General features: G+C 62.5%; 14 protein-coding genes and 1 pseudogene. 11 read left to right on the forward strand and 4 right to left on the reverse strand.

Annotated elements, in window-relative coordinates:
* The 7 genes and pseudogenes from NKG99_RS23295 to NKG99_RS23325 all read left to right on the forward strand — a co-directional run.
* Window positions 1–185 (forward strand): annotated as a pseudogene (locus tag NKG99_RS23295) (ribokinase); the annotation flags it as partial.
* On the forward strand, window positions 182–1024 hold the full coding sequence (locus NKG99_RS23300; RefSeq protein ID WP_352871001.1) for a BtpA/SgcQ family protein: 843 nt from the start codon (window positions 182–184) through the stop codon (window positions 1022–1024). The pseudogene NKG99_RS23295 and the gene NKG99_RS23300, both read left to right, overlap by 4 nt.
* Window positions 1021–2265, forward strand: coding sequence for a Zn-dependent hydrolase (locus NKG99_RS23305; RefSeq protein WP_352871003.1), 1245 nt, complete (start codon window positions 1021–1023; stop codon window positions 2263–2265). Before NKG99_RS23300 ends, NKG99_RS23305 begins: the two co-directional genes overlap by 4 nt.
* Before the next feature lie 227 nt (window positions 2266–2492).
* Window positions 2493–4646 carry a transglycosylase domain-containing protein gene (locus NKG99_RS23310; protein ID WP_352871004.1) on the forward strand — a complete coding sequence of 718 codons (2154 nt, stop codon included), beginning with the start codon at window positions 2493–2495 and terminating at the stop codon, window positions 4644–4646.
* Between the two features lie 120 nt (window positions 4647–4766).
* Complete coding sequence (locus NKG99_RS23315; RefSeq protein ID WP_352871006.1) at window positions 4767–5351, forward strand: DUF1214 domain-containing protein; 585 nt, start codon at window positions 4767–4769, stop codon at window positions 5349–5351.
* Entirely contained in the window at window positions 5344–5913 is a 570-nt protein-coding gene (locus NKG99_RS23320; RefSeq protein WP_352871008.1) for a DUF1254 domain-containing protein, read from the forward strand. Before NKG99_RS23315 ends, NKG99_RS23320 begins: the two co-directional genes overlap by 8 nt.
* Window positions 5914–6306: 393 nt before the next feature.
* A complete protein-coding gene (locus NKG99_RS23325; RefSeq protein ID WP_352871010.1) occupies window positions 6307–7344 on the forward strand; it encodes a hypothetical protein in 1038 nt (345 codons plus the stop codon).
* On the opposite strand, the gene NKG99_RS23330 is transcribed toward NKG99_RS23325, so the two are convergent.
* The 3 genes from NKG99_RS23330 to NKG99_RS23340 form a co-directional block, all read right to left on the reverse strand.
* Window positions 7322–7669, reverse strand: coding sequence for a DUF1491 family protein (locus NKG99_RS23330; protein ID WP_352871012.1), 348 nt, complete (start codon window positions 7667–7669; stop codon window positions 7322–7324). The two genes, NKG99_RS23325 and NKG99_RS23330, sit on opposite strands and share 23 nt — an antisense overlap.
* Before the next feature lie 118 nt (window positions 7670–7787).
* Window positions 7788–8570 carry a peptidoglycan-binding domain-containing protein gene (locus NKG99_RS23335; protein ID WP_352871014.1) on the reverse strand — a complete coding sequence of 261 codons (783 nt, stop codon included), beginning with the start codon at window positions 8568–8570 and terminating at the stop codon, window positions 7788–7790.
* Entirely contained in the window at window positions 8545–10293 is a 1749-nt protein-coding gene (locus tag NKG99_RS23340; RefSeq protein WP_352871016.1) for a PAS domain-containing sensor histidine kinase, read from the reverse strand. The genes NKG99_RS23335 and NKG99_RS23340 overlap by 26 nt, the downstream gene beginning before the upstream one ends.
* A 525-nt stretch (window positions 10294–10818) precedes the next feature.
* Here NKG99_RS23340 and NKG99_RS23345 point away from each other — a divergent pair.
* The gene (locus NKG99_RS23345) at window positions 10819–11172 is read left to right on the forward strand and encodes a DUF5330 domain-containing protein (protein WP_352871017.1); all 354 of its coding nucleotides are present in this window, start codon (window positions 10819–10821) and stop codon (window positions 11170–11172) included.
* Between the two features lie 100 nt (window positions 11173–11272).
* Window positions 11273–11701 carry a SufE family protein gene (locus NKG99_RS23350; RefSeq protein WP_352871019.1) on the forward strand — a complete coding sequence of 143 codons (429 nt, stop codon included), beginning with the start codon at window positions 11273–11275 and terminating at the stop codon, window positions 11699–11701.
* Window positions 11702–11813: 112 nt separating this feature from the next.
* Here the strand turns inward: NKG99_RS23350 and NKG99_RS23355 are convergent, their stop codons facing one another.
* The gene (locus tag NKG99_RS23355; protein WP_224696683.1) at window positions 11814–12239 is read right to left on the reverse strand and encodes a Ros/MucR family transcriptional regulator; all 426 of its coding nucleotides are present in this window, start codon (window positions 12237–12239) and stop codon (window positions 11814–11816) included.
* 751 nt (window positions 12240–12990) lie between these two features.
* On the opposite strand from NKG99_RS23355, the gene NKG99_RS23365 reads away from it, so the two are divergent.
* Both NKG99_RS23365 and NKG99_RS23370 read left to right on the forward strand, forming a co-directional pair.
* Window positions 12991–15114, forward strand: coding sequence for a S9 family peptidase (locus NKG99_RS23365; RefSeq protein WP_352871021.1), 2124 nt, complete (start codon window positions 12991–12993; stop codon window positions 15112–15114).
* The gene (locus tag NKG99_RS23370; RefSeq protein WP_352871022.1) at window positions 15111–15737 is read left to right on the forward strand and encodes a LysE family translocator; all 627 of its coding nucleotides are present in this window, start codon (window positions 15111–15113) and stop codon (window positions 15735–15737) included. The genes NKG99_RS23365 and NKG99_RS23370 overlap by 4 nt, the downstream gene beginning before the upstream one ends.
* The last annotated feature ends 19 nt before the right edge of the window (window positions 15738–15756 follow it).

A 15756-nucleotide genomic window follows, 5' to 3' on the forward strand; every position in this document is an offset into this window, starting at 1 on the left:
GGGGCGATGGGTTTGGCGGGGCCCCCGCGGGCTGTCGGGCCGCGGCCAGGGCCCGGGGCGCGCCGGCGCGCCCCGCGGGCCGCGCCGCAGCCATCTCGGTCGGGCGGGCCGGCACGCTCGGCTCCTGCCCCGACAGGCGGGAGATGAAACTGCTCATGGAAACGACGGAAGCGGAAACCGCATGACAAAATCCTCAAAACCGGTCGGCCAGGCGACGAATGATGCGCTGCAGTCGATCTTCGGCAGAAGCAAGGTGGTGATCGGCGTTGTTCATCTGGCGCCTCTTCCAGGTGCGCCGCGCTATGATGGTGAAGCGGTCGAGGCCATCTATCAACGTGGCCTCGACGACGCCAAAGCCTATTTGCACGGCGGTTGCGATGGCGTGATCGTCGAGAACCACGGCGACGTTCCGTTTGCCAAGCCCGATGATATCGGGCCGGAAACCTCCGCCTACATGTCCGTCGTCTCAGACCGGATCCGCAGGGAACTCGGCCGGCCGATCGGCATCAACGTGCTTGCCAATGCTTCCATTCCCGCGCTGTCGATCGCCAGTGCCTCCGGCGCTTCCTTCGTCCGCGTCAATCAGTGGGCCAACGCCTATGTCGCCAATGAGGGCCTTATCGAAGGTGAAGCGGCGCGCGCCATGCGCTTCCGCGCCAGGCTTAGGGCCAATGGCATCCGCATCTTCGCCGATGCGCATGTCAAGCATGGCGCCCACGCCATCGTCGGCGACCGGCCGGTCGAGGAACAGGTCAAGGATCTGGTGTTCTTCGATGCCGACGCGGTGATTGCCACTGGCCAGCGCACTGGCCACGCCGCTGATCTCGGCTACATCAGGATGATCAAGGACGCCGCCGGACTGCCGACCCTTGTCGGCAGCGGGGTGACGCCCGACAACGCCAACGATATCCTCGCCATCGTCGACGGCGTCATTGTCGCCAGTTCGCTTAAGCACGATGGCGTGTGGTGGAACCAAGTCGACCCGCAACGGGTGAACGGCTTTATCCGAGGCCTCAAGCGGTGACTTTGGTGCCGGAGATCGACGGCGAGCGGCTGCTGGGCCGCCTCGATGCCTTCGCCCGGATCGGCGCGACACCAGCCGGCGGCGTAAACCGACAGGCGTTCAGCATTGAGGATCGCAGCGCCCGGCGCCTGCTGGCGGAATTGGCGCTCGAGCGCGGCTTCGCGGTTTTTCAGGACGCAATGGCGAACCTCTTCATCCGCCGCGAGGGCACGGATGCCACGCTGCCGCCGCTGCTGATCGGCAGCCACCTCGACAGCCAGCCGACCGGCGGGCGCTTCGATGGAGCGCTCGGCACGCTTTCCGCCTTCGAGACGCTCGAAGCCGTGGAGGACGCGAAGGTCGAAACTCGAATGCCGATCGAGGTCGTCGCCTGGGCCAATGAAGAAGGTAGCCGGTTCGCGCCGGGTGTCATGGGCTCCATGGCCTTCACCGGCGCCGATATTTCCGCATGGCAATCCATAGTCGGCAGCGACGGTGCGTCCCTCGCAGAGGAGCTCGCGGCAACCATCTCCGCCCTGCCAGAGGCAACCCTTCGCCCCCTCGGCATGCCGATCTCCGGCTATATCGAGCTCCATATCGAACAGGGACCATCGCTGGAAAAGGAGCGGTTGCCGATCGGTGTCGTCACCGCCGTGCAAGGTACGCGCTGGCTGGAAGTCTCCATTGAGGGCGCTGCCGGTCACGCTGGTACAACTGGCCTTGCCTACCGCAGGGATCCCATGGTCGCGGCCGTTGCCGCAATGCACAGGCTGCAGACGACGGTCATGCCGCTCGACAGCAGCGCAAGGCTGACGGTGGGCCGGGTCACCGCCAAGCCGGGATCGATCAACGCCATACCGCAGTCGGTGGCCTTCGCCGTCGACATCAGACACCCGCGGGTAGAGCGGCTCGATGCCATCGAAGCCGAAACGCGCCAGGTCTGCGCGGCGGAGGCAGGGGCACAGCATTGCACTGCAATGATCAGGCGGTCGTTCGACATGCCCGGGGCGGCATTCTCTCCCGATATGGTCAAAACCGTCGAGGAGGCCGTCAATTCCCTGCGGCTGCCGCACAAGCAGATGATATCGGGGGCATTCCATGACGCGCTGTTCCTCGCCCGGGTGGCGCCTGCCGCGATGATTTTTGTGCCGTGCCGTGAGGGGCTGAGCCACAACGAGGCGGAATATGTGGAGCCCGCCTACGCGGTCACCGGCGCGCGGGTTCTGCTCAAGGCGGCTATCGCGGCAGCCTCGCCGCGATGATCATTCAAGGCACTGCTCTGGCAGGCTGATTGCGATGCGCTCGGTTTCGAGCGGCGGCGGTCGCCATTCATGCCTGCCCCCCTGCCCTTGCACCAACAAACCGTGCAGCTGTGTCCTCACCGCCCTTGTGGGTGTCCGCAAAATGGATGAATAGTCGGGACGGTGCATCGCCCTGAATTTGCCGGTTTGCGGTCCTCAGGTCGTGCAATCGCTAGCCGGATTTCCGAATGGCCAGTCCTGAACCACGCAAGAGAAGAGGGCCGATCGCCACCCGGCTGCTGGCGCTCGACGCGTGGATCGATTCCTCGCTCTACGAGATCGGTTTCAAGGCGCGCCAATTCTGGGAATCCGCGACGATTTTTTCGCGGCGCTTCCGCGTCAGCGGCTGGCGCCGCGGCATCATCGAACTGTTGAGCGAAGGTTTCACGCTGGGCGCCGGCGGCATTGTGGTGATGCTGGCGCTCGCCGTACCAGCTTTCCAGGACACGGCCGGCGACTGGCGCGCCCAGGGCGATTTCGCGGTTACCTTCCTCGACCGCTACGGCAACGAGATCGGCCAGCGCGGCATCATCCAGCGCGATTCCGTCCCAGTCGACGAGATGCCCGATCATGTCATCAAGGCGGTTCTCGCCACGGAGGACCGCCGCTTCTTCGATCACTACGGCATCGATGTATTGGGCCTTTCACGCGCGATCTTCGAGAATGTGCGGGCGAATTCCGTCGTCCAGGGCGGCTCAAGCATCACCCAGCAGCTGGCCAAGAACCTGTTCCTGACCAATGAGCGCACATTGGAGCGCAAGATCAAGGAAGCTTTCCTGTCTCTGTGGCTCGAGGCCAATCTGTCGAAGAAGGAAATCCTGCAGCTCTATCTCGACCGCGCCTATATGGGCGGCGGCACATTCGGCATCGAGGCGGCCGCCGACTTCTATTTCGGCAAAAGCGTCAAGGACCTGAACCTCGCCGAGGCGGCGATGCTGGCCGGGCTGTTCAAGGCGCCGACCAAATATGCGCCGCACATCAACCTGCCGGCGGCGCGTGCGCGCGCCAATGTGGTGCTGTCCAACCTTGTCGATTCCGGTTTCATGACCGAAGGCCAGGTTCTGCAGGCAAGGCTGCACCCGGCCGATGTCGTCGATCGCGGCGAACAGAAGAGCCCGGATTATTACCTCGACTGGGCGTTCGACGAGGTCAAGAAGATCGCCAAACCGGGTCAGCACTCACTCGTTGCCCACACCACCTTCGACGCCAACATCCAGAAGGCGGCGGAAGAATCGGTGGAGTTCCACCTGCGCCAGTTCGGGAAGGAATATAACGTCACCGAGGGCGCGGTGGTCGTCATCGAAACCAACGGCGCCGTCAGAGCCATCGTCGGCGGCCGCGACTATGGCGCCAGCCAGTTCAACCGCGCCACCAAGGCGCTTCGCCAAACCGGATCATCGTTCAAGCCCTATGTCTATGCCACGGCGATGGAGCACGGTTTCACGCCCAATTCCATCATTTCCGGCGGCCCGATCAGCTGGGGCAGCTGGTCACCGCACAATTACAGCGGCGGCTCGGCGGGCAATGTCACACTGATCATGGCAATGGCCAAGTCGATCAACACCGTGCCGGTGCGGCTGGCCAAGGACCATCTCGGCATCGGCCCGATCAAGGCCATGGCCGAGGCTATGGGCGTGGAGTCGCCGCTCGAATCGCACAAGACGATGGTGCTCGGCACTTCCGGCATGACGGTGATGGACCAGGCGACGGGCTACAGCGTGTTCGCGCAGAATGGCTTCGTCGGCTCGCGGCACGGCATCACCCAGTTGGTGACCCGCACCGGCGACGTGGTCTATGATTTCGCCAAGGATGCGCCGCCGCCACACCGGGTGCTGTCGGAGCAGGCGCTGAAATCGATGAATACGATGCTGGCGGCGGTGCCGGTGATGGGCACGGCGCGGCGGGCCCAACTTCCCAACATCGTCGTCGCCGGCAAGACCGGCACGACGCAATCCTACCGCGACGCCTGGTTTGTCGGCTTCACCGGCAACTACACGGCGGCGGTATGGATGGGCAACGACGACTTCACGCCGACCAAGAACATGACGGGTGGCTCGCTGCCGGCGATGGTGTGGCAGCGACTGATGGTCTACGCGCACCAGAACATCGACCTCAAGCCGATCCCGGGCATCGACAAACCCTTTGTCGACGAGGAGATCGCGGCCAAGGCCGAGGAAGCGCAGAAGAAGAGCGACGCGCAGGCGGCGGCCGATGCCGCGGCTGAACGGCCGGCGGTGCTGTCCAGCCGGACCACGCAGACGCTGCGGGACATGACCAAACTGTTCCAGTCGCCGCTGGCCCTCGATGCGCCTCAATCGCCGGAGACGCTGTCGGCACTGTGATCCTTTCCGACTGGGCGGATCATTCCGACTGGCTTGGGCGGGCAAATCCATCGGCCCGCTTGCCACAGGGCCCCACGCCGCGATATCCCCGAGCGCAACTCTTCGTGTCCCCGGCCCTTCATGCTCAAGAATGCCTTCCTGACACTGCTTTCGCTTGCCATAGCCATCGTCGGCGGTGGCGGCAGCGTCTGGTATGCGCTGAAAGTCCAGGATGGTGCCGGCGCCATCCGGATCGGCCAATGGACGGCCTTTCCCGACATCGGCACGCCGTCCGCCGATCCTTATTCCAAGGCCCGCGTGGCGCGCGAGGGCGTGCTTGCGCTCGGCCGCGCCGAAGGGCTGTCCTTCGTGGCCGCGCGCGACGCGGGCGGCGCCGAGCTCAGGCGCGAATGCACCTACACGATCGCGGGTGGTTTTCCGACGGCACGGTTCTGGACGCTCTATGCCGCCGACCAGTCGCTCGGCGTGGTCGAAACCGGCAAAACCCGGCTAGCCGCACTACAATCCTATGGAGTTGTGCGCCAGCCCGACAATTCGGTCATCATTTCCGCCGGCCATTATCCGATGCCGGGCAACTGGCTGCTGACCGACGGCTACGGCAGGATGTATTTCGTGCTGACCTTCTACGACACGCCGATCGCCAGCAGCACCGGCCTGTCGGACGTTTCGCTGCCGCGGATCGTAAAGGTCGGCTGCGATGCGTAGTTTCCATGCGGCGATGCGCAGGCTTTTTCATGCGGTCCTGCTCGGCCTGCTCGGCGCCGGCATCGTGCACATCGTCGTGCTGTTTCTGGTGCCTGAATTTTCCGAACGCGATGCCTGGTCGCGTCTGTCCATGGCGTCGGATCTCTACAAGATGACCCGGCTCGATGCCGAGGCTGGTGGCGCGCCCGTGGTGAAATCCGTCGATCCGCTGTTTTATGCTACGGCATGTCGGTTCGACCTGGGCGAAGGCATGGTCCGCATCAAGGCGCCTGGACATGTTCCGTTCTGGTCGGTGTCGGTTTATGACCGCAGCGGCCACAACATCTATTCCTTCAACGACCACACCACGACTGAGGGCGCGCTGGATGCCGTCGTGCTGACGCCGGCGCAGATGATCGACGTGCGCAAGGACCTTCCCGAGGAGCTTCAGGGAGCGATCTTCGTCGAAGCGCCGATCGAGGAAGGCATCTTCGTCATCCGTGCCTTCGTACCCGATGACAGCTGGAAGCCGATCGTGTCGCGCTTCTTCGAGCAGAGTTCCTGCGAGTTGCAGGACTTCTAGTGGTGCGGAACCGGCTTGGTCCCTGGCGACCCTGGCTTGCCGGGATCGACCGGCCGCACGTCGCCCCCATGAGACCGCTCGTAGCGGATGCCGGGAAAGATGATCACCGCCGCCGGAATTTCGGCGGTTTGCTTTGTCCGATTGCTAGGTGCCGTTCTCGGCACGAAAGACAGTACCATGCCCATGATTCGCGCATTCCTCTCGGTTTCCCCGGAGCACAACGCAACGCCTCCAAATATCATTAAGGCCGGCAGAGGGTTAACGGAGCGCTAACGGATCGTCGCTAATTTGACCTTTGTCTTGAGGTCAGGACGTCCTGACCGGACACTCGCGAAACCGACATAGTCCCGGTGGAGCGTGGTCGAGATTGTGTCGAGTACGGGCGTATCCTTCGTGTCATCTTCGGACTTCAGGCAAATCGCGGTACGCAAAGACTCAGGAAAGGCCGAAAGGCTGTTCCGCGCCGCGGTGTCGGCATTCTGCTCGCTCACCCGCCCTTCACGCCGTGAGATCGGCCAGCTCGAAGACTTGACGCTGCCGCTGTTCAACGATGTCTCCGTCGAGTCTCGCCGTTACGTGGCAGCCGCCCTTTCCGAATGCGAATATGCCCCCGCCGCTTTGGTGCGCCGTCTCTGCGAGGAACCGGTCGACATTGCCGCTCCCTTGCTCATCCGCTCACGCGCCGTCAGCAACATCGATCTCATCGCGCTGATCGGGCGGCACGGACTGCCGCATGCACGCGCCATCGCGCGCCGCAAGGACCTGAACCCGACCATAGCCGACCTGATCCGGGCCCTCGAAAGGCCAACTCTGGTGCGAATGCGGGAGCCGGAAGCGAACGTCATCGCGGCAGACAAGATTGCGCCTGCGAGCACCGAAGCTGCCGTCGACGAGCCCAGCAGAGAACAGGTGGCCGGCGCTGCCGCCGAAAGTGCACGGCGCAGGCTGCGTTCCATGATGCGCATTGGCGACGAAGCGGCAGCGACGAACGCCGATCCCTTCACGGGCGCGGACACCTATGTGAAATTGCGCGAGACGGCGCTGACCGGAAACGCCGCGTTCTTCCAGACCGCACTCGCCGATGCGCTCGATATCGATTTCTCGATCGCGCGCGCGCTCACCGCCAATCAGAATTATGCCTCGCTGCTTGCCGCACTGCGCTCGCTCGACCTCAGCGAGGACAGGGCATTCCTGATCACGGTTGCGGTCTATCCCGGCCAGTTCCCGCACCCGCAGGCAATCCGCAACTTCCTCGACCGCTACCGGCTCCTGCATCGCGAAGCAGCCGCCGACAAGGTGCGGCTCTGGAAAGCCGAAACCCTTTCAAGGGTGGCTCGCGACGCAGCACCCGCAAACAGCGATACCCGCACGGCATCGAACAGTGACGATGCGGCGGCTTCCTCCGGCTTCAGGGCGTCTTCACGGAAATAAGCTCCTCGACGGGCACAGTGCCCGCCTCGATCTCGACTACCCAGATGTCGGGATCGAATTTTTTCTCCCTTTCCAGCCTGGCATCGAGCACGGCGGCATCGTCGCCGGCCCCGAGCAGAGTGAAAAACCGGTCGTCGGGCTTGGCCGAATCGTAGCTCGTCTGCGGCGCCGGGCCGAACAGGGCAACCTCGCCCAGCCTGCCCCGCGTCACGACGAACACAGCACCGGCCTCGGTCGCGCCGCGCTTGACCACGGCTGCAAATCCGCCGGCGCTGAACACCCGGCGCAACAGGGCCGAGACCCATAGATCCGATGTGACGCGCATGAGAGAACTCCGCTAATGCATGTCGCCTAAATGTGCCCCGGTTTTGGAACAACGACATGCATGGAAACAAGGGGCTCTATCGATATTTCAGCCGTTCGGCGAGCCGTCGTTTCAGCCGTCAGTTGGTCAGGCCGATCTCACGCATCTTGACGTAGACGATCTCGTCGGGCTCGCCCGTCTGCGGCAGCCCGAACAGCGACTGGAATTCCTTGATTGCCGCCTTGGTGCGCGCGCCGACGACGCCGTCCAACTGCATGTCGTCATTGCCGAACGCCTTGAGCCCGGCCTGGATCTTGACGATGCGGGCATCGGGCGCCTGGTCGGCATTCGTCTGCCCGGAATTCGTCTGTAACGACACCGGAACGGCGACCGGCGTATCCGGGCGCGGGCGCGGCCTGGGTACGACGGAGGCGGTTTTCGGCGTCGCGCCCAGTTGATCCAGCAGCAGCGCGTCGATCTCGCCGGACGTGTTGAGCCCGACCTTCTGCTGATAGGCCTGGATGGCCTTGCGCGTGTTGGGTCCGGAAATGCCGTCGACCGTTCCGGAATAGAAATCGAGATCCTTGAGTATGCCTTGCACCTGCTCGACCACCGGATCGCCTTTGATCGGTGCCGGCGCGCCGGATGGCCGCAGGATGTTGAATGTCGTCTCCGGTTCGTCGGACGCCGCGTGCGGAAAGCCCTCGATGCTGCGGGTCGCGAAGAACGCGCCAGCATGCGGGAAAGGCTGGTACCACAAGGCATTCGCGGAAACGTAGAACAGCGTCACCAGGAATGCCGTCGAGCCACCCACCAGGACGGGATTGCGCGAGATCATGCCGCCGACGGCGACGGCGCCATCCTGAAGGGCATTGCTGGGGCGCTTGACCGGCTTCTTAGGCTGTCTTGCGGAGCGAGCCATTTCTGTCCCCTTTCGCCATAGCCACAGGCATGGTCAGCACGCCGGCTTTCTCCGCCTGGCGTCCCTTCGGTCCGTTCACCGGCAGGCTGATGGTCACCGTGGTGCCCTCGCCCGGCATGCTTTCGATGGACATCGTGCCTTCGTGCAAGGCCACTAGGCCCTTGACCAGCGAAAGGCCAAGACCTGTCCCTTCGAAACGGCGGGTATAGTCGTTCTGGATCTGCATGAAGGGCTTGCCGAGATTGGCAAAATCCTCCTCGGCTATGCCGATGCCGGTGTCCCTGACCCAGAAATGCAGACGCGAACCGATCCGCTTGGCGCCGACGACGACATCGCCGCCATCGGGGGTGAATTTGATCGCATTGGAGACAAGGTTGATGAGCATCTGCTGCACGGCACGCCGATCGGCATTGATGTCGCCAGCGTCCGGCGCGATCTGCGTCCGCAGATCGATGTTCTTGGCCTGCGCCTGCAGCTGCATCATGGACTGGCACATGTCGACCGCTTCGGCGAACCGGAATGGCTCCGGTTCAGTCGCATAGACGCCCGATTCGATCCTGGACACGTCGAGTATCGAGGTCACGACGGCCAGCAGATGCTGGCCCGAATCCCTCACCAGGCCGACATATTCTTTCTGGCGCGGATCCTTGAAGGCGCCGAACATCTCATGCAGCAGCATGTCCGAGAAGCCGATGATGGCATTCAGCGGCGTGCGCAGTTCATGGCTGACCACCGCCAGGAAGCGCCCCTTCGCCACCTCGGCGGACGCGGCCGCCTCATTGGCCGCCGCGAGATCCTCGCGCAGCCGGGCAATCTCGTCATTCTCGCGCAGGACAAGCGTGAAGACGTCGCCCTGTTCCTCACTCCGCACCAGATCGAGCGAGAACGGCCGATAATTGTCGGCCGCCACGCGATTGTCATTTTGGCCATTGCCGTTCTGAGGCAGCCTGACGCGCAATTCGAGCCGGCGCGACCGCGCGCCATCGCGCATGTCGGCCAGGGCGCTGAGATAGGAGACGCGATCCGAGAGATGAATGCGATCGAAGAAGCCATTTCCTGATAGCAGTTCGGCTGGCAATTTCAAAAGCGTGCGCGCCTTTGGCGAAGCGTCCAGAACCTCGCCATGACGGGCGACGCGCAAGACCACCGCATCGATGATGTCTTCGAGCCGATCGGCCGTGTCCACGACATCGGCCGCGGCGGTCGTGTCGCGAAACACCGACGCGCGCGGGATCAGTGTGAGCGCCCAGGCCAATGGCACCAGCCAGTGCCAGGTAGCAATCTGCGCTCCTGCGAACGGGAACACGGTTGCAGCCAGAGGCTGTGCCAAAATGGCGGCGGCGGCCGATACGGCTCCCCAAAGTGCCGCACGCCGCGAGGCACCGATCCACCAGGCTTCGAATGGCAATGCCACGACCAGCATGGCGACAGGTGAACTCAGCCCGCCCGCGGCGGCAATGAGACTGCCGAGAGAAACGCCCGCCACTGCCAGGGCGAGCTGACTTGCGATCGCCATCTTGCCGGTCGCCGCCACCAGCAAGGCGACGAACCAGCACAGGCCAAAGGCCGCGAAGATGGCGGCCATGGTGACGGCGGCGCCCATGCCTGAAGTGACCAGCGTGACCGCGGCGCCAGCGGCAAAGAAAGGAGCGGCGAGCATGACCCCGATGAAGCGGCGCTGGCGCTCGCGGTCGCTCCGCCCAAGGATGGACGGATGGACCATACGTTCGCAACCGGCGGCAATCGCGCCAGGCAATTCAACGTATCTGGCCTTGATTGAACTCAACTCAACGCACCCGTAATCGTTGTGGACAGCTCTGCTTTGCAGATCGTTCTGGTTGGCTCTGAAACTCGCATCCAGCGTTTAAGGAATGGATAAGGCAGGGCCGACCAAGGCCCCGGCCTGCGGCAAATATCGGGATGCCGGCAGCCGAAAGCCCGGGCAAATGCAGCCATAGTAAACGGAGGGTTATTCGGCGACCCGTGCCCATTGGCAGAGCGCGGACTCCCAGCTTTCAGGAAAAAGCAGGAAAAGCATGGAGATAGATGGTTATTTCGCGTTAAGAAAAATCATTCGGATTTGAGACAAATCGATTGCGCAACGGCGCGTTTCGAATTTGCCTAAAATTTGAGGAAAATTCTCACTTAGCCCGCAAGCCGTCCTTTGCGCATGTGTGCCAACATCCTGCCTACAAAAGAGGTCATGCCATATGGATGCATGATCCGGTCACGACGAGAGGACAAGGGCATGGTCTTCCTGATAAGAATGGCTTTCTGGTTTTCGCTGGTGCTGCTGGCGCTGCCGCTGACTGTTGGCCCCGATGAAACCGGCCGCGAAAGTGTTGGCCCGATCCAGGCCTTGTTTGCGGCGCGCGAAGCGGTTGGCGACATCGCCGGCATTTGCGAACGCAAGCCCGATGTCTGCGAGACCGGCAAGTCGGCGATGCACACCATCACCGCCCGCGCCAGGGAGACCGCCAAGATCGCGGCAGCGATGCTGGACGACAAGTCCGCCGCCGGCCCTGACACATCGACGATGACCGGCAGCGTGCCGGAGGAAGTCGTCTTGCCCGAGACAGTCACCCTGCCGGCGCGGAATTAAGCCGTTTCGACGGCGCACCGCGGGCTATCTGCCCTCTCGACGCCCGGGGTGTCCTTGTTTTTTCCGTGACGCGGCGCCGCCGCGTAACTATATCCGGGCCATGACCACCACGATCCAGACGATCCGCGACGATTTTTCGTTCCTTGAGGAATGGGAAGACCGCTATCGTTACGTCATCGAACTCGGCGAGGCACTGCCGCCGTTTCCGGACGAGGAGCGCAGCGCCGCCAACAAGGTGCCGGGCTGCGTCAGTCAGGTCTGGCTGACCACCGAACAGGGGCCTGGAGCTGATCCGGTCATCACCTTCACCGGCGATTCGGACGCTCATATCGTGCGTGGACTGGTCGCGATCATGCTGGCGCTGTTTTCCGGCAGGGCCGCCAGCGAAATCCAGAAGACCGACGCGGAAGCGACATTGAAAGAGCTCGGCCTCGACGAGCATCTGTCGCCGCAGCGCGCCAATGGCCTCCGCTCGATGGTCAAGCGCATCAAGCGCGACGCCGAGGCGGCGCTCAAGCAAACCGCCTGAAAGCGTTTCACACGCTCTTGCTGGAATTGCTCCGCTCGATCAGCGCTACCGCCCAGCAAGATCAAACGGCGCCCGAAGGCGCCGTTTGGGTCGATAAGTCTGCTGGCAGCGATTACCGCGCCTTGCGCTTGCGGCCGAGGCCCATCTTCTTGGCCAACTGGGACCGGGCAGCGGCATAGTTGGGTGCAACCATCGGATAGGTCGGGTCGAGGTTCCACTTTTCGCGATACTGATCCGGCGTCAGGTCATAGTGGGTCATCAGGTGGCGCTTCAGCGACTTGAACTTCTTGCCGTCTTCAAGGCAGACAATGTAGTCGTCATGAACCGAGCGCTTCGGGTTGACCGCCGGCTTTTGCTTGTCGGCAGGCGGCTGTTCGGCGGTTCCGCCCACACGGCCGAGCGCGGCATGGACGTCGGATATCAAGCTCGGCAATTCGCCGACCGGCACGGGATTGTTGCTGACATAGGCGGCCACCACATCGGCGGTCAACTCGATCAGCGCATCGCTGTTTCTGGAAGGTGTTTCGACAATATCCATGGTCTTCAGGCCCCAACAAGAGTTACTTCGATCTGCGCCCTTTTTACAGCCAGGGCATTGCACGAATTTTGTGCAGCTAGAGCTTCTGCGATTCGTGTCACAGGCACATCAATGACCCTGCGGACCAAGTAAGTCAATTCACCCTTTGCGCTATATTGAACGATGCTGGTCAATCATTCCCCGATCAGCTTCAATCTTTCGTGCATCGTGTAATTTATCGATATTTCTCGCGCCAACGAGCAACGGCTGACGCCACGTCAGCTCTCCATTACATTCGCGGTAACTCACAAATCAGGTTTCAATGCTTGATTTTTCTTGGCTATTGCACGCGCAAACTTGGTTGTTCACGCCCGCACTCAAAACCACAGGTTGCCACCGTCGCGAAAGCAATCACGCGACACGCCGTGCATCGTCCGGTCATCCGCAGAACAGTCCCATTTGGGTATGCCGCCTGGTTCTGGGACGTGCCCGAAGGGTATTTGCGCACATTGAGCGTGTCGCCAAACGGCACATTGGCCACTTGCCAAGCCGCGAATACGGTCGCATGAGACTGGCCGGCTAAGGCCAGAGTTACCGAAGCAACGGCGAAAGCCGCGGCAGTCCGGGACCAAATAGTCATCATCTCTCCTCCCGGTTCATCTTCTGGAGCCGACACAACCTATACGCCACGGCTCTTGAACCCGCCCTGATCGACGTGTTCATTCCCATTCAAGATACTTCCCCAATCAACATACCGGCAAAGCGAGACGCAATGACCAAGACATCCGCATTTCCGATCGTAAGCCCGCCAACGCCCGAGAAGCGGCCGGTTTTCGACACGCATCACGGCATCACACGAACCGACGACTATGCCTGGCTGCGGGCAGACAACTGGCAGGAGATGTTCCGGGATCCGTCATTGCTCGATGCGGGGATACGCGCCGAACTCGAGGCGGAGAACGCCTACCAGTCAAAGCTGATGGCCGACACGGTCGAGCTGCAAAAGCAGCTTTTCCAGGAGATGAAGGGCCGCATCAAGGAAGACGATTCTTCCGTGCCGATGAAGGATGGGCCCTATGCCTATGGTTCGTCCTTCAAGCTTGGCGGCGAGCAGCCGCGCTATTTCCGCATGCCGCGCGACGGTGGCGCCGAGCATATCCTGCTCGATGGCGACGCGGAGGCCGAAGGCAAGCCCTATTTCCGTCTTGGCGGCGTCGATCACTCGGCCGACCACGCCAAGCTTTTGTGGGCATTCGACGACAAGGGCTCCGAATTCTACACGCTTCGCGTGCGCGACCTTGCCGATGGCAAGGAGCTTGCCGACCAGATTTCCGACACCGGCGGTTCCGGCGTCTGGAACGCCCGCAATGACGGCTTCTTCTACACCCGTCTCGACCCCAACCATCGCCCGTCCAAGGTGCTGTTCCATGCGCTGGGCACCAGCCCGGAAAGCGACCGGCTGGTCTATGAGGAAACCGATCCCGGTTTCTTCATGAATGTCGACGGCACCCGCAACAACGAATGGATCATGATCGGCATCAACGATCACGAGACGTCGGAATACCGCCTGATGCGCGCCAATGATCCGTTTGCCGAACCGAAACTAGTCTCGCCGCGCGAGATTGGCCTCCAGTATGATCTGGAAGAAGGCGGCGACATCTTCTTCATCCTGACCAATGCCGACGGCGCCAAGGACTTCAAGATCATGACGGCGCCGGCAAGCGATCCGGTGCGCGCCAACTGGCAGGAACTGGTGCCGCACGAGCCCGGCCGGCTGATCCTGTCGGTAATCGGCTTCAGGGATCACATGGTCCGGCTCGAACGCAAGGAAGGCCTGCCACGCATCGTCGTGCGCGACCGCACCAGCGGCGAAGAGCATCTTTTGTCCCTGGACGAGGAGGCTTTCTCGCTCGGCCTGTCGGGTTCCTATGAGTACGACACCGAGATCATGCGCTTTTCCTATTCGTCGATGACGACGCCGGCCCAGGTGTTCGACTACAATATGCGCACTCGCGAGCGGGTGCTGCTCAAGACCCAGGAAGTGCCGTCCGGCCATGATGCGGACCACTATGTCACGCGGCGGCTTATGGCGCCGGCCAGCGATGGCGAACTGGTGCCGATCTCGCTCTTGCACCACCGCGACACGCCGCTGGATGGATCCGCGCCTTGCCTGCTCTACGGCTACGGCTCCTATGGCATCGCCGTGCCGGCCGCTTTCAACACCAACTGGTTTTCACTGGTCGACCGCGGCTTTGTCTTCGCCATCGCCCACGTCCGCGGCGGCAAGGACAAGGGCTATGGCTGGTACGACGACGGCAAGCGGGCGCACAAGATGAACACGTTCACGGATTTCATCGCCTGTGCGCGCCACCTTGTTGCCGAGCGCTACACCGCGCATGACCGCATCGTCGCGCAAGGCGGTTCGGCCGGCGGCATGCTGATGGGCGCCGTCGCCAACATGGCGCCGGACTGTTTCGGCGGCATCGTCGCCGAGGTTCCGTTCGTCGATGTGCTGACGACGATGCTCGACGCCAGCCTGCCACTGACGCCGCCGGAATGGCCTGAATGGGGCAATCCGATCGCGTCGGCAGACGATTACCGGACCATTGCCGCCTATTCGCCTTATGACAATGTCGCCGCGCTCAACTATCCGCCGATCCTGGCGCTGGCCGGACTCACCGATCCGCGGGTCACCTATTGGGAACCGGCCAAATGGGTGGCGCGGCTGCGCGACCGCAAGAGCGGGGACAATCCGGTGCTGTTCAAGATCAACATGGATTCCGGACACGCCGGTGCCTCCGGCCGGTTTTCGCGACTGGAGGAAATCGCCTATACCTATTCGTTTGCACTGAAGGTGATGGGCAAGCTGCAGCTTACGGGAGAAATCGACCGATGATCGATCTCGCTACATTGATCGCTTATGTCGCGGTTGTGCTCGGCTTCGTCTTTATTCCGGGCCCAGCCACGCTCCTTACCATAGCGCGGGCAACGAGCTCCGGAACCAAGGTTGGCATCGCCACCGGCGCGGGGATCGCGGCCGGCGATGTGTTTCACACCGTCATGGCGATGGTCGGCATCTCGGCGATCATCGCCACGTCGGCGACGCTGTTCAGCCTCATAAAATACATGGGCGCGGCCTACCTGGTTTATCTCGGCATTCGCGCGATCACTGAGAAGACACCGGCCAACCCGGCTGCAGGCGCGCTCGCGATCTCCGCCGGCAAGGCGTTTCGACAGGCTGTCCTGACCGAAGTGCTCAACCCCAAGACAGCGCTTTTCTTTCTCGCTTTCCTGCCTCAGTTCGTGCGGCCTGAAAACGGATCGATAATACTTCAGTTGGCCACATTGGGGGTTATCTTCGTCTTACTCGGCCTTTTCAGCACGGTCGTCTTTGCAGTGAGTGCCGGTCGGCTCGGCGTGTTCCTCCGCCGAAATCCGACGGTGCTGAAATGGCAAGGCAAGGTTGTTGGCGGCATCTACTGTGCTCTGGGTGTTCGGCTCGCGCTGCAGCAGCGCTGACGGGGGAAGCTGCGTGGTC

The sequence above is a fragment of the Mesorhizobium sp. M1409 genome (genome assembly GCF_040317535.1).
Lineage (GTDB): Bacteria > Pseudomonadota > Alphaproteobacteria > Rhizobiales > Rhizobiaceae > Mesorhizobium.